The following is a 14,075-nucleotide window of genomic DNA, read 5'->3' as shown; positions in this document are numbered from 1 at the left end:
GCTATCCGCCCAGCGTGCAACGTCGAACGCTCTGGGGCAAGGGTTATCGGCGCCCAGGGGCCCATACCCAGAGGTCAAGCCGGCACGCCCACGGCGCGCTTGAGGATAGCCAGACAAGACGACGCCCCGGCGATGAGTGGGTCGCCGGGGCGTCGGGACAGCACCAACCTCAGTTGGCGTTGTTCTGGTACAGCGCGGAAGTCCGGGCCGGATGCTCCGACTGGAACTGCGCTTGGGCGTTGGCCCGGATGGACTTGTTGGATACATCGCGGCTGGCGGCGGAGGCGGTACCGGACAACAGGCCCACGAACAGGACGGCGACCAGCGCTTGCATACCCAGGACTTTCATAGCGAATACCTCTTGGTTGTGCTGCTTCGATAGACACAGCGTACTCCCAGTACTAATTCGCCAAAAAGTCGCATTTTGTAGAGTGATATTTACCTAAAGGGCAAATATCCTAAGGGAACTCCTGGCACCTTCCTGCCAAGGTAAATTCCCTGGGACCGCTCTGGCGCGGGCTATCGCAACTCGCTCAGGTGCTTGTCCAGACCCATGGCTTGCCCGGCGCCCACGCGGGTCATGTGGAAGAAGCCGTAGTCCTCCAGGTAGGTCCAGCGGCTGGTCGGGCCACTACCGGACTCACCATGCCGGCATTCCAGCGTCTTGGCGCGGCCCTTCAGGGAAGCCAGCACCTGACGTGCCTCCGCCTCGCCCACCACCTTGCAGGACACCCGGATCTCGCGCTGCTCGGCACCCTTGAGATTGCCGGTGAGGGTCTGCTGCGCCTGGTAGCCGACCTGGCTGCCGATGGCCAGGGTACGCCAGTCGCCACTGAAGCTCAGCTGGCTCAGGCTGGCCAGCTCTTCCATGGGCGGGTTGGCGCTGTCGATGCGAGTGCTGCGCACCAGGTCGATCAGGCCACGCCAGTTGAGCGTCTCCACCCGCGCGGCCTTGCCCAGCGCACTGAACCTCAACAGGCCCGGCAGGGCTCCGGCACTGACCTGGACCTCCTCGCGGTAGGGACGGACCTGGCCGTCGTAGCGGCTCTCACCCTCTTCGACGAAGCGCTGCACGGCCAGGCGCGGCGCCGGCAGTGCCAAGGCCTGGAGCGCCTGCAACGGCTGCGCCTGGGCCGCCGGCAAGTCATTGGTCGTCGGCGCGGCGGCAGGTGCCTTGGCAACGGGCGTTAGCCTACCCAGGCGCGGCGCCGCCAGCAGGGCATCGCGACGGTCACAGGCGGCTTCGAGCAGGGTACGCCGCTCGACCGGGGCGGCCGCGAAGGCTTCCTGGCTCAGGTTGCCCGGCTGACCGTCGGTGATCCGCCCGCTGTCATCGAGCCCGTAGCGCGCCAACAGCACGTAACGGCGCGCCGTGCAGTCGGCGGCCAGGGATTCGCGCCACTGCCGCACCGGGGCGCCATAACGCGGCGTCAGCAGCTGGGCGGCCAGCTGCTGACCGCCCCAGAAGCGGCGCACGCCAGCACTGTCCACCAGGCTGTTGCGATCGATCGCCAGGCTGTCGCCCCCCGGGGCACTGGCCAGCACGCGCCAATCCGCCGCGGCCGGTTGCGCGCAGAGCGCGGCCAGCTCGGGTCGCTGCTTCAACACGGCGACCTTGGGCGCGCTCAAGGAGAGCGGTGCGGCGTAGCCATTCACCCGGCCGGGGTAGACCCGCTGGGCGCCGTCCAGGTAGAGCAGTTCCGCCTGGTCCCGGGCGCAGTCCAGGGCCACCAGGGCAGAGCCGCCATCCGCCAGGGCCAAGGCCAGCTGCAGGCGGGAATCGTCGCGCAGCACGCTGCCGGGGACGAGGGGGCGAGCGAAGAGATCTTCGGCGTCGGTGGCCGGCGCGGGGGACTGCTGCTGGGAGGCACAGCCCGCCAGCAGCGACAACAGGCAGAAGGCGGAAAGACGGCTGGAAATCATGGATCCTCTCGGCAGGGAATCGCGATAGATGTCGCGAGAAACGAATTGCACCTGAACGAAATACGTCTGGCGCGGATCAATACAGGAAGCATGCCGCTTGGCATGACCTCCCCCGTTTCCACAACACGAGGTGCATTTATGAATACCGATCAGATCATAGGCAATGCCAAGGACGCCACCGGCAAGGTCCAGGATAGCTTCGGCGCGGCGACCGGCAATGCCGACTGGCAAGCCGAGGGCAAGGCCCGTCAGCTCGAAGGCAAGCTGCAGGAGCAGTATGGCCAGGCCATCGATTGCGCTCGTAACGTGACCGCCGACAAGCCCTTCACCGCCCTGGCCGTCGCCGGTGGTATCGGCTTCGTCCTTGGCGTACTGCTTTCGCGCTCCTGATAGGGAGGCGCGGGGCTGGCGCAGACGCCAGCCCCAAAACAAAAAGGCCTGCTCAGACAGGCCTTTTTGTTTTGGGGCCGATCACTGTTCCAGGGCGACGAGGTGCTTGCGCACCGTGTCCACGATATCGCCGATGTTGAAGGGCTTCTGGAACACGGCGTCGAACAGCTCGGCGCTTTCCTGGGCCAGATGGGCCTGGGCCCCGCTCATCAGGATGATGGGCAGATGTTGCAGGCCCTGGCGTTCGCGCAGGGCTTCGGCCAGCTCGCGGCCATTCATGATAGGCATCATGAAATCGGTGATGACCAGCGACGGTAGTTCTCTATCGAAGACGTCAAGCGCACGGCGGCCATTGCTCGCCTTGACCACCATGTAGCCTTCGTCCTCAAGGGCGAAGGCCAGGATGTCCGCTATCAGGAATTCGTCATCGACTACCAGTATCGTCGTCATGTGGAAACTCTCCCAGCCGACGCGATCATGGTTGTGTGGAGGGCATGGCTGAACCTGACAGTACCTTCACCATGTCTTTGAATGCCTTTTTCAGTTCGATTCCCGAGTGGCCTATGATCAGTTCGCACAACGAGGGGTCATAAACGCTGTCTCGTACCTTGAGGATGGACAGCACCCGCTTGATTTCCGCCTCGGCCTCGACGAATCGCAGCAAAACCAGATTGTCCACCATGCTGGAAAGTTCCGGGGCTGGCGCCGCGATATCGGCACCGAACACGTCACGCAATTCCCAGGTGGCTATCACTGTGACGCCGCGGGCACGTAGCTCGTTCAGTAGGGCGCTGAAGTATTCGATGAGCCGTCCTTGTGGCTGGACGAAGCGCGCGATGGCGCCCAGGCTGTCGATCACCAGCCGCTTGATGCCGTGCTGTTCGATCAGCGCCAGCAGGTGCAACCCGACCTCGTCGATGCGCAATTCGGTGGTGGGCTGCCAGTGCAGATGCAGGGCGCCCTTGTCCACCTGCCCGGCCAGATCGATACCCAGGGAGGCCGCCTTCAGGTACAGCCGCTCGGGCGGCTCGTAGAAGCTGAACATCAGCCCCGGTGCCTCCGGGGTGCAGGCTGACAGGAAGTTCAGGCTGATGGAGGTCTTGCCGGCGCCGGAAGGCCCGACGATCAGGGTCGCCGAACTTTCCGGCAGACCCGATCCGACCATGGCGTCCAGCGAGGGGATGCCGCTGCTCACCCGCTCATGGCCGACCCGGTAGGTCGAGGCGCCGGAGGGATCGCGGTAGAGCGTCTCCAGGCGCGGGAACACGGTGATGCCGGCATCGGAGATGGTGAATTCGTGGAACCCCGGCAGCGCACCGCTGCCCCGGGTCTTGCGCAGGGCCAGGCGGCGGATGCTGCGACTACCGATCTCTTCCTCGTGCAGATCCAGGACGCCGTCGACCATGGTGTGCTCGGGGCTGCCATCTTCCAGGCGCGCGCTGGTGAGGAAGATCACCGTGCAGCCGGCGAAGGCCGCATGCCCCTGCAACTCGGCGATGAACTTCTTGGTATCTATGGGGGTTTCCGCACGCGAACGGGCATTGAGCAGCCCATCGACCACCAGCAGGCTGGCCTTCTGCCGACTGATCTCCCGGCGCAGCAGGCGGACCACCTCATCCAGCCCCTCGCCTTCCATGGTGTCGAAGGCACTGAGGTACTGGACCTGGTCACCGATGCAGGAGCGATCGAAGAAATCCAGGGTGGAGAAGAATTGGAACATCCGCTCGTGGGTTTCCGAGAGCATGGTCGCGAAGAGCACCCGACCACCACCGCGCACGTGGTTGAAGGCGATCTGATTGGCCATGATCGATTTACCGGAGCCCGGCCGTCCCTGGATGACATAGGACGCACCTGCCACCAGGCCTCCCTTCAAGATCTCATCCAGCCCCTGGATACCGGTTACGACGCGCTCGAGTCGATTCAAGAACGATGCCTCAAACTGATGGTGTGTCCGGAACGACCGCTGGGGTACGTCCGCTTCTTCGCAGGCATGAGCCTATAAAACTACTGCGTAAATAGCCAGCTAGAGCGGCCTGGCTTCAGCCGCGCTTGCGGATCAGGCCTTCCTGGGCGACCGACGCCACCAGCTGGCCGGCACGGTTGTAGATGCTGCCACGGCAAAGCCCACGGGCACCACCGGCCCAGGGGCTGTCGATGGCGTACAGCAGCCAGTCGTCCAGGCGGAAATCGCGATGGAACCAGACCGCATGGTCGAGGCTGGCGATCTGCAGCGAGCGATCCCAGAAGCTGGTGCCATGGGGTAGCAGGGAGCTGGGCAACAGATTGAAGTCAGAGGCGTAGGCCAGCAGGTAGCGATGCAGGGCCGGCTGGTCGGGCAGGTCCCCGGTGGCGCGGAACCAGACGTGGCGGACCGCCGCGGTGGGCTCCGGCTGGAAGGGATCGGTGAAGACCACCGGCCGCATCTCGATCGGCCGCGGCCCCAGCAGCTTGTCGCGCAGCGGCGCCGGTATCAGCTCGGCGTAGCGCTGCGCATGGGCGATTTCCGATTGCAGCGTCTCGGGCGCGGGGACCTCGGGCATGGTGGTCTGGTGCTCGAAGCCCGGTTCCTCTATATGGAAGGACGCGCTGCAGAAGAAGATCGGCTGGTCGCCCTGGAAGGCCGTGACGCGGCGGGTCGAGAAACTGCCGCCGTCGCGGATTCGATCCACCTGGTAGGTGACGGCCTCCACGGCGGAGCCGGCGCGCAGGAAATAGCCATGCAGGGAGTGCACGCGGCGTGCCTCGGGAACCGTCTGGCTGGCCGCCGACAGGGCCTGACCGAGCACCTGTCCACCGAAGAGCTGGGGAAAGCCGAGATCCTGGCTGCCACCCCGATACAGATCGGGAGCCAGGGATTCGAGGGTCAGGAGATCGACCAGGTTGTCCAGCACCTTGCTCATGGGGAGGGTTCCTTGACAGAGAGCGGTCATCATACGCAAAACCGGTCAAATTCTGCGCGTTCGCCTCGCAACTGGACAGATTACTCATCCTATAACGATAACTGGTGGAGCTTGTCGGCGCATTAGCGGTCACAATGCAGGTACCGCTGTCCGCTCGCAGGCTTGCTTTCCATGACCGACACCTCAACCGCTTCGTCTCCCGCAGCGTCCGCCGCGCAGCTCGCCGAGCTGGGCAAAGGTCTCGGGCACAACGATATCTTCTTCGCCGCGGTGAAGAAGACGCGGATGCCGATGATCGTCACCGATCCTCACCAGCCGGACAATCCGATCATCTTCGCCAACGGCGCCTTCCTGCGCACCACCGGCTACGAGCTGGACGAGGTGCTGGGCCGCAACTGCCGCTTCCTGCAGGGTCCCGACACCCGGCCGGAGCACATCGCCGAAATCCGCGATGCCGTGCGCGAGCAGCGTGACTGCGACATCGAATTGCTCAACTATCGCAAGGACGGCACGACCTTCTGGAATGCGCTGTTCATTTCCCCGGTCCTCGACGCCGAAGGCGAACTGATCTATTACTTCGCCTCGCAACTGGACGTGTCGCGCCGCCGCGATGCCGAGGACGCCCTACGCCAGGCGCAGAAGATGGAAGCCCTGGGCCAGCTGACCGGTGGTATCGCCCACGACTTCAACAACCTGCTGCAGGTGATGGTCGGCTACCTGGACATTCTCAGGATCAACCTGGATCGCCCCGAGCTGGATCGCGACAAGGCCAAGCGGCATGTCGACAATACCCGCGACGCGGTGAATCGCGCGGCCACGCTCACCCAGCAGTTGCTGGCCTTCGCCCGCAAGCAGCGCCTGACCGGCCGCGCCGTGGATCTCAACCAGCTCATCACGGCTCGCCAGGCGCGCCTGTCCCAGGTGCTGGGAGCCCCCTTCCGCTTCATCTTCCGGCCAGCCCCCGGGCTGTGGCCTTGCCGCCTCGACCCGATCCAGCTGGAGACGGCGCTGGTCAACATCGTCGATAACGCGCGGCTAGCCATGCAGGAGCGCGGTACCGGCACCCTGACCCTGGAAACCCTCAATGTGGAGGTGACCGGGCAAGACCTGGCCCACGGCGGGCTGTCCCAGGGGCACTACGTCTGTATCGCCCTCACCGACACCGGCTGCGGCATGCCCACCGACATCCTCGGCCGGGCGCTTGATCCCTTCTTCACCACCCGCGACGAAGGGCAAGGCAGCGGCCTCGGCCTGTCGATGGTCTATGGCTTCCTCAAGCAGTCGGGCGGGCTGGTCAAGCTCTATTCCGAAGTCGGCATAGGCACCTCGGTGCGACTCTACTTCCCGGTTTCCGAGGAAGAGGCGCGCGAACATCCGGTGCCGCTGCCGACCCCGCACGAAGACGGCGGGGGCTCGGAGACCATCCTGGTGGTGGATGACCGTCCGGACGTGGCGGCCCTGGCCCAGGCCATCCTCGAGGAGACCGGCTACCAGGTACTGGTGGCCTACAATGGCCAGCAGGCCCTTGATGTGCTGGCTCGTGAGCCCGCCATCGACCTGCTGTTCAGCGACCTGATCATGCCCGGAGGGATGAATGGAGTGATGCTCGCCAAGGAGGCCCAACGGCGCCGGCCCGAGCTGCGCATCCTGCTCACCACCGGTTATGCGAACAACGCCCTGGAGCTCGAGGAAGGCAGCAGCGAGCGCTTCCCCATCCTCAACAAACCCTATGGCCGCCAGGATCTGACGCGCTGGATCCGCCGCATGCTGGACGCCGGCCAGCCATGAAGGAGGAGGCCCTGGAGCGTGAACCGACCCACTGCGATACCGGGCAGGAGGGTCCGGTGGATCTCCAGAGCTTCCTCGCCTGCCTGGAACGGGTCGGCAACAGCCCCGAGCTGGTCTCGGTCCGGCACCTGATCGACGCCATCGGCAGCCGCTCCTTCGGCCCCATGATCCTGCTGCCCGGGGTGCTGGCGATCTCGCCCCTGACCGGTATTCCCGGCATCGCCACCGCCATCGCCGTCTTCGTCATGCTGGTGAGTGCCCAACTGCTGATCGGCCGTGACCATTTCTGGCTGCCGCACTGGGTGCTGGAACGCACTGTCTCGCGGCGCAAGCTGCGCAAATCGCTCCGCTTGCTGCAGAAGCCTGCCCGCTGGGTGGACAAGGTGGTCAAGCCGCGCCTACGGGTACTGACCTCGCGCCCTGCGCACTTCGTCACCGCCCTGCTCTGCATCCTGATCGCCGCGACCATGCCGGTGCTGGACCTGGTGCCCTTCGCCAATACCACGGCCGGCCTCGCCCTGACCTCCTTCGCGCTGTCGCTGATTGCCCGCGATGGCCTGCTGTTCCTCCTGGCGCTGGGCTTCTGCACCGGTATCGTCTGGTTCGTGCTGGAGCTGGTGGTGTTTTGAGCGCCCGCCTGCCCCTGGTCTACCACGAGGACTACAGTCCGCCCTTCCCCGCCGGCCATCGCTTCCCCATGGAGAAATTCCGGCTGCTGCACGAGCACCTGACCGCCACCGGTGTGCTGGGCCCGGACAACTGGCAGCGTCCCGCACTCTGCCCGGACGAATTGCTCGCCCTGGCGCATGCCCCTGCCTACATCCAGGCCTTCCAGGCCGGCGACTTGCCGCCGCCGCTGCAACGCCAGCTGGGGCTACCCTGGAGCGAGCCCCTGGTCCGCCGCACCATCCGCGCCGTGGGTGGCTCCCTGCTCACCCTCGACCTAGCCCTGAGGCACGGTCTGGCCTGCCATCTCGCCGGCGGCACCCACCATGCCCACCATGACTACCCGGCTGGCTTCTGCATCTTCAACGACCTGGCCATCCTGGCGCTGTCGCTGCTGGAAAGCGGGCGCGCCGGGCGGGTACTGATCCTGGATTGCGACGTCCACCAGGGTGACGGCACGGCCCGGATCCTCGCCGAAGTACCCGACGCCATCACCGTGTCCTTGCACTGTGCGACCAATTATCCGGCGCGCAAGGCCCAGAGCGACTGGGACATTCCCCTGCCGCGCGGGCTGGACGACGCCGGCTACCTGCAGGTCCTGGAAGAGGCCCTGGACTACCTGCTGCCGCTCTACCAACCCGATGTGGTGCTCTACGACGCCGGGGTGGACGTGCACCGCGACGACGCCCTGGGTTATCTGGCGCTGACCGATGCCGGGCTCGCCGCCCGTGATGGCTTCGTCTTGCGACGCTGCCTGGCGGCGGATATACCGGTGGTAGGGGTGATCGGCGGTGGCTATTCGGCCGACCGCAGTGCCCTGGCCCGCCGGCACGGCATCCTGCACCACACGGCGACCCAGGTCTGGCACGAGCTGGGCCTGAACTGAACAGGAGTTTCCATGAGCAAGACCGCCAAGACACCCGAATCGAGCCAGGCGCGCCTGGCCGTGCTGATCGACGCCGACAACGCCCCGGCCGCCATCGTCGACGGCCTCATGGCCGAGATCGCCCGCTTCGGCGTGGCCAGCGTCAAGCGCATCTATGGCGACTGGACCCAACCCCAGCTGAACAGCTGGAAGAAGGTGCTGCTCGACCACTCCATTCAACCGGTGCAGCAATTCGGCTACACCAAGGGCAAGAACGCCACTGACAGCGCCCTGATCATCGACGCCATGGACCTGCTCTACACCCGTCGCTTCGACGGCTTCTGCCTGGTCTCCAGCGACAGCGACTTCACCCGCCTGGCCGCGCGGCTGCGCGAGGAGGGGCTGACGGTCTACGGCTTCGGCGAGGAAAAGACCCCGGATCCCTTCGTCTCGGCCTGCGACAGATTCATCTATACCGAGATCCTCAGGTCCAAGCCGCGCGAAGAAACGCGCGAGACCGCGAGCACCTCGGACAAGCCGGCTACCACCAACCGTGGCAAGCCCAAGCTGAGCACCATCCTCAAGCTGATCGAGCAGGCCGTGGAAGACGCCTCCGACGAGGGCGGCTGGGCCAACCTGGGCATGGTCGGCGCCAACCTGGGCAAGGTGCGGCCCGACTTCGATGCCCGCCTCTACGGGCATCGCAAGTTCAGCGGCCTGGTGAAGGCCCATGGCGATCGCTTCGAGGTCCAGGAACGGGATCCGGCCGATGGCAGTGCCGGCAAGGCGGTGTATATCCGCAATCGTTGAAGCCGCTGCGCTTGCCCGGCTCTGGCCCGCACGACAGCGCCAAAAAGCCGCGAACAGTAGCCATCAAGGTGCCATACCATCGGTCCGACGTCGCGGAACCGCTCGGCTGGCGACGGCCTCCACCCTAGGTGAACGCTACCTAACGGAGACCGCCATGCGAGCCTTGACCTACCACGGTGCCCACGATGTCCGCGTCGATACCGTACCCGATCCGACTATCCAGGACGCCGACGACATCGTCCTGCGGGTGACCGCCACGGCCATCTGCGGCTCGGACCTGCACCTCTATCGCGGCAAGATTCCCACCGTGGAGCACGGCGACATCTTCGGTCACGAATTCATGGGCATCGTCGAGGAAACCGGACCGGGGGTCACCGCCGTACAAAAGGGTGACAGGGTGGTGATTCCTTTCGTCATCGCCTGCGGCAGCTGCTTCTTCTGCAACCAGGACCTCTACGCCGCCTGCGAGACCACCAATACCGGGCGTGGCGCCATCCTCAACAAGAAGCAGATTCCGCCGGGCGCTGCGCTGTTCGGCTTCAGCCATCTCTATGGCGGCGTGCCGGGCGGCCAGGCCGAATACGTGCGGGTGCCCAAGGCCAACACCGGTCCCTTCAAGGTGCCGGGTACCTTGGCCGACGAGAAGGTGCTGTTCCTCTCCGATATCCTGCCCACTGCCTGGCAGGCCGTGCTCAATGCCGGCATCGGCCAGGGATCGAGCATCGCCATCTACGGCGCCGGACCGGTGGGCCTGCTGTCGGCGGCCTGCGCTAAGATGCTCGGCGCCGAGCGCATCTTCATGGTCGATCACCACCCCTATCGCCTGGCCTACGCGCAGCGGACCTATGGCGTCATCCCGATCAATTTCGACGAGGACGACGACCCGGCCGCCACCATCATCGAGCAGACGCCAGGCAAGCGCGGGGTGGACGGTGTGGTGGATGCCGTGGGCTTCGAGGCCAAGGGCAGCACCACCGAGACCATTCTCGCCAACCTGAAGCTGGAAGGCAGCAGCGGCAAGGCCCTGCGCCAGTGCATCGCCGCGGTCCGCCGCGGGGGTAGCGTCAGCGTGCCAGGCGTCTATGCCGGCTTCATCCACGGCTTCCTGTTCGGCGATGCCTTCGACAAGGGCCTGACCTTCAAGATGGGCCAGACTCACGTGCAGCGCTACCTGCCGGAGCTACTGGAGCACATTGAGCGCGGTGACCTGGCGCCGGAGGCCATCATCACTCACCGGTTGTCCCTGGAGCAGGCGGTCGACGGCTACAAGATCTTCGACAAGAAGCAGGAGGACTGCCGCAAGGTGATCCTCACGCCTGGGCGGACCGAGCCGATCATTCCCGAACGGCTAGAAGAACCGCTGGCAGCGCCTCTGGGTCAGGCCGGCGTGGTCTAAGAGCCTGTTCATGACCTTCTGCGCGTCGGCCAAACGGTGTTGAAAAGACCTTGTTTGTCTCTAGCTCACTAGGTCATGAACAACAGGCTCTGATAGCCTCGCGTACAATGGCGGTTTTCCGTTGTCGCTGGATGCCGCCATGCCTTTCTCTTCCTCCGCCCCTGTCGTCGTCATCGGGGGTGGCCCCGCCGGCCTGATGGCGGCCGAGACCCTGGCGGCCGCAGGCCTGGCAGTGGAGCTCTTCGACGCCATGCCCTCCGTGGGGCGCAAGTTCCTGCTGGCAGGCGTCGGTGGCATGAACATTACCCATGCCGAAGATCAGCCCGCCTTTCGTCAGCGCTATCGCGAGCGCGAAACGGGCGTCGGCCAGTGGCTCGATGGGTTCGACAGCCAGGCCCTGCGCGGCTGGATTCATGAGCTGGGCATCGACACCTTCGTCGGCACCTCAGGACGGGTCTTCCCCACCGACATGAAGGCCGCGCCCCTCCTGCGTGCCTGGCTGCATCGGCTGCGCGATCAGGGTGTGCGCATCCATACCCGCAGTCGCTGGCTCGGCTGGGACGCCGAGGGCCGGCTGCGCCTGGCCACGCCCGACGGCGAGCGTAGCGTCCAGGCCCAGGCCTGCGTGCTGGCGCTCGGCGGCGGCAGTTGGCCGCGCCTGGGGTCGGACGGCGCCTGGCAGGCCCTGCTGGCCGAGCGAGGCATCGCGCTACGAGCCCTGGAACCGGCCAATTGCGGTTTCGAGGTGGCGGGCTGGAGCGACCTGCTCAAGACCCGTCATGCCGGCGCCCCCATCAAGCCCGCCGCCCTGGCCCTGTCCGGCCAGCCGCCGCGTCAGGGGGAATTCGTGCTGACCGAGAGCGGGATCGAAGGCAGCCTCGTCTATGCCCTGTCGGCGGAGATTCGGGCGGCCATCGCCCGGGACGGCCAGGCCACCCTGATGCTGGACCTCGCGCCGCAACGGGATGTCGTCGAACTCAGCCGCGCCCTGGCCAGACCCAGGGGCAGTCAATCCCTGGCCAACCATCTGCGCCGCCAGGCCGGGATCGATGGTGCCAAGGCCGCCCTGCTCCGCGAACTGGCACCGGCGGAGGCCTTCCAGGACATGAACCGGCTGGCCCAGGCCTGCAAGGCCGCGCATCTTACCGTAGTAAAACCGCGTCCCTTGGCCGAGGCCATCAGCAGCGCCGGTGGTGTGCCTTTGGAGGCGCTGGATGAAGGCCTGATGCTCAAGCAACTACCCGGCGTCTTCTGCGCGGGCGAGATGCTCGACTGGGAGGCGCCCACCGGGGGCTATCTGCTCACCGCCTGCTTCGCCAGCGGGCGGGCGGCAGGCCAGGGCGTATTGCGCTGGCTGGCGCAGCGCTAGGAACGCTCGACGAACTCCGTCGCCGGCGAGCCATCGGCATTGTGTTGCCGGATCACCGCCGGCCGCCCTTCCGCGTCCAGCAGCACCTGGCCGATGCCGGCACCGTTCCACAGCCGTTCACCGGCATCGCGTCGATCCGGCAGCCGCGGCTGCAGCTCCCAGCGACGCCGCTTGGTGAAGCCATTGAGCGGCGACCAGGGGGCATAGAGCCAACGGTTGAGCCGGTCCAGCGTCGCCAGCAGGCGCGGCGGGAATTCGTTCTTGATGCCACTGCTGGTGATCTGCCAGAGCCGCGGCTCGCCGCGTCTATCGCGGATGCGGATGTCGTAAACGAAGGAATAGTGGACGTCACCGGACAGCACCACGTAGTTGCCCGGGGTACGGCGGTGGCGAAAGATGTTGAGCATGGTCTTGGCCGCACCGGGATGGGCCATCCAGTTCTCGGCGTCCACCATCAGTGGCTGGCCGAACCAGGTGAAGATGCGCTGCACCGCCTCGATCAGCTTGACGCCGAACATGGGCGCCGCCGATACGATCACTGCCGAGGGATGGTCCAGCAAATCCTGCTGCAGCTCGCAGAGGGCTTCCCAGTCCATCAGCCCCGAGGGATGCTCCAGGCGTCGCTCACTGCGCCAGCGCCGGGTGCGGGTATCCAGCACGATCAAGGGCGGTTCGGTCTTGAGGACGTAGTGCCAACCCTGGAAAGCCAGGAGGTCGTCGATACAGGCGTTCTGCGCCGGGCAATCCAGCTTGCCGTCGTCTCCCGCCGTGGCCAGTAATCGCTCCGTGGCCGCCAGGGGTTCGGTCACCGACTCGGGTGAGTTGCCCCAAGCCTGGCACAGCAGATAGGCCAGTAGCGCATTACCGATGATCCGCCGCGAGAAGGGATGGCCGTAGGCGGTTTCCTCCCAGCGCGCGGACAGGTTCCAGTCGTCGGTGACATCGTGGTCGTCGAAGATCATCAGCGTCGGCACGCTGGCCAGGGCGCGCGCCGCCTGGGGCAGCGTCGCCACGAAGGCCTCGATGCAGCGCGACTCCCGGGCATAGCGTTCGCGGTCCTGGTCGTCCAGCATCGGCGATTCGACCTCGATCAGGGTCCAGGGCGTCGGCGACCAGCAGAGCAGGTACAGGGCCAGGACCTCGCTCAGGGTCACCAGGTGATTGTGCGCATTGGTAGAGGTGAAAATAGGTTTCTCCACCCCGCCGAAAAAGCGCTCGCGCAGCGCCCGGTTGGACTTGAAGGCCGGCAGCAGGTCTTCGCGATGGTAGAGGTTGGCCGCATGGGCCATCAGCGCCTCGCTGTCCGCCACCACGGCGCCTTCTAGCAACTCGCCATACAGGCCGAGACGACGGATCAGCGCCTGCACGGCCAGCAGCATGGGCCCGGCCACGTCGTCGGCATAGACCTGGTCACCGGTAAGCAGCAGCGCCGCCGGCCGATCCCGGGCGGTGTCGCTGCCCTGCAGCAGGCGATCGACCGCGACCAGGCCATCGGCCGAGGCATGGTGGGGCTTGCGGCAGGAGCCGTGCAGCAGATGATCGAAGCGGGCGCGCAGGACGAAACGTGGCAGTTCGCCCTGGATGTCGAGCAGCTGCGGCGCCCAGTCGCGGATCCCGCCCACCGGCAGCTGCAGGTCATAGGCGATGAAGGCATCCGTCGGCAACGCCGCCTGCGGCCAGACCTCGATCAGCTGCAGATAGGCCTGTTCGCCCAGGCGCAGGCAACGCACCTTGCTATGCAGCGCCAGCTCGACGCCGTCCTGCCACAGCTGCGGACCTGGCGGCTCGGCACCAGTGGTCACCAGCCAGAGCAACAGCCGCGACGACTCGACCCGCCGCAGCAGCGGACCAGCCAATACCGGGGGTAAGGCACTCGCGTCGATCATGGGGTCTCCTGTGGCCGCAGAACTGACCACTATGCCGCGCCGGGATTCAGCGTGCAGCCGCCGCCTGGCTACAAAGTTTGAG

General features: G+C 65.9%; 13 protein-coding genes. 7 read left to right on the top strand and 6 right to left on the bottom strand.

Features of this window, described 5'->3' with window-relative positions:
- Window positions 1-169: 169 nt before the first annotated feature.
- Both ACYJP6_RS19530 and ACYJP6_RS19525 read right to left on the bottom strand, forming a co-directional pair.
- The gene (locus ACYJP6_RS19530; RefSeq protein WP_459476991.1) at window positions 170-349 is read right to left on the bottom strand and encodes a hypothetical protein; all 180 of its coding nucleotides are present in this window, start codon (window positions 347-349) and stop codon (window positions 170-172) included.
- Window positions 350-519: 170 nt separating this feature from the next.
- The gene (locus ACYJP6_RS19525; RefSeq protein ID WP_459476989.1) at window positions 520-1,923 is read right to left on the bottom strand and encodes a hypothetical protein; all 1,404 of its coding nucleotides are present in this window, start codon (window positions 1,921-1,923) and stop codon (window positions 520-522) included.
- Between the two features lie 138 nt (window positions 1,924-2,061).
- On the opposite strand from ACYJP6_RS19525, the gene ACYJP6_RS19520 reads away from it, so the two are divergent.
- Window positions 2,062-2,313: a CsbD family protein gene (locus ACYJP6_RS19520; RefSeq protein ID WP_459476987.1), complete on the top strand. Its 252-nt coding sequence runs from the start codon at window positions 2,062-2,064 to the stop codon at window positions 2,311-2,313.
- Between the two features lie 81 nt (window positions 2,314-2,394).
- On the opposite strand, the gene ACYJP6_RS19515 is transcribed toward ACYJP6_RS19520, so the two are convergent.
- The 3 genes from ACYJP6_RS19515 to tesB form a co-directional block, all read right to left on the bottom strand.
- On the bottom strand, window positions 2,395-2,763 hold the full coding sequence (locus tag ACYJP6_RS19515; RefSeq protein ID WP_459476985.1) for a response regulator: 369 nt from the start codon (window positions 2,761-2,763) through the stop codon (window positions 2,395-2,397).
- Between the two features lie 25 nt (window positions 2,764-2,788).
- On the bottom strand, window positions 2,789-4,237 hold the full coding sequence (locus tag ACYJP6_RS19510; RefSeq protein WP_459476983.1) for an ATPase domain-containing protein: 1,449 nt from the start codon (window positions 4,235-4,237) through the stop codon (window positions 2,789-2,791).
- Between the two features lie 115 nt (window positions 4,238-4,352).
- Entirely contained in the window at window positions 4,353-5,213 is an 861-nt protein-coding gene (gene tesB / locus ACYJP6_RS19505) for an acyl-CoA thioesterase II (RefSeq protein ID WP_459476981.1), read from the bottom strand.
- A 171-nt stretch (window positions 5,214-5,384) separates the two neighbouring features.
- Here tesB and ACYJP6_RS19500 point away from each other — a divergent pair, with 171 nt between their 5' ends.
- The 6 genes from ACYJP6_RS19500 (at window position 5,385) to ACYJP6_RS19475 (ending at window position 12,107) form a co-directional block, all read left to right on the top strand.
- Complete coding sequence (locus tag ACYJP6_RS19500; RefSeq protein WP_459476979.1) at window positions 5,385-7,001, top strand: histidine kinase famiy protein; 1,617 nt, start codon at window positions 5,385-5,387, stop codon at window positions 6,999-7,001.
- Window positions 6,998-7,630 carry an exopolysaccharide biosynthesis protein gene (locus ACYJP6_RS19495; RefSeq protein WP_459476977.1) on the top strand — a complete coding sequence of 211 codons (633 nt, stop codon included), beginning with the start codon at window positions 6,998-7,000 and terminating at the stop codon, window positions 7,628-7,630. The genes ACYJP6_RS19500 and ACYJP6_RS19495 overlap by 4 nt, the downstream gene beginning before the upstream one ends.
- Window positions 7,627-8,553, top strand: coding sequence for a histone deacetylase family protein (locus tag ACYJP6_RS19490; RefSeq protein ID WP_459476975.1), 927 nt, complete (start codon window positions 7,627-7,629; stop codon window positions 8,551-8,553). Before ACYJP6_RS19495 ends, ACYJP6_RS19490 begins: the two co-directional genes overlap by 4 nt.
- Window positions 8,554-8,565: 12 nt before the next feature.
- Window positions 8,566-9,342 (top strand): NYN domain-containing protein, encoded by a 777-nt coding sequence (locus ACYJP6_RS19485; protein ID WP_459476973.1) that lies wholly within the window; start codon window positions 8,566-8,568, stop codon window positions 9,340-9,342.
- Between the two features lie 154 nt (window positions 9,343-9,496).
- Window positions 9,497-10,738: a zinc-dependent alcohol dehydrogenase gene (locus ACYJP6_RS19480; protein ID WP_140217173.1), complete on the top strand. Its 1,242-nt coding sequence runs from the start codon at window positions 9,497-9,499 to the stop codon at window positions 10,736-10,738.
- Window positions 10,739-10,877: 139 nt separating this feature from the next.
- A complete protein-coding gene (locus ACYJP6_RS19475; RefSeq protein WP_459476971.1) occupies window positions 10,878-12,107 on the top strand; it encodes a TIGR03862 family flavoprotein in 1,230 nt (409 codons plus the stop codon).
- On the opposite strand, the gene ACYJP6_RS19470 is transcribed toward ACYJP6_RS19475, so the two are convergent.
- Window positions 12,104-13,993 carry a metallophosphoesterase family protein gene (locus tag ACYJP6_RS19470; RefSeq protein ID WP_459476969.1) on the bottom strand — a complete coding sequence of 630 codons (1,890 nt, stop codon included), beginning with the start codon at window positions 13,991-13,993 and terminating at the stop codon, window positions 12,104-12,106. The genes ACYJP6_RS19475 and ACYJP6_RS19470 overlap by 4 nt on opposite strands.
- Window positions 13,994-14,075 lie beyond the last annotated feature (82 nt).

The organism is Pseudomonas sp. No.117 (assembly GCF_054558395.1).
Note: the sequence above shows the minus strand (reverse complement) of the source record. Positions and strands in the feature narration are given on the sequence as shown.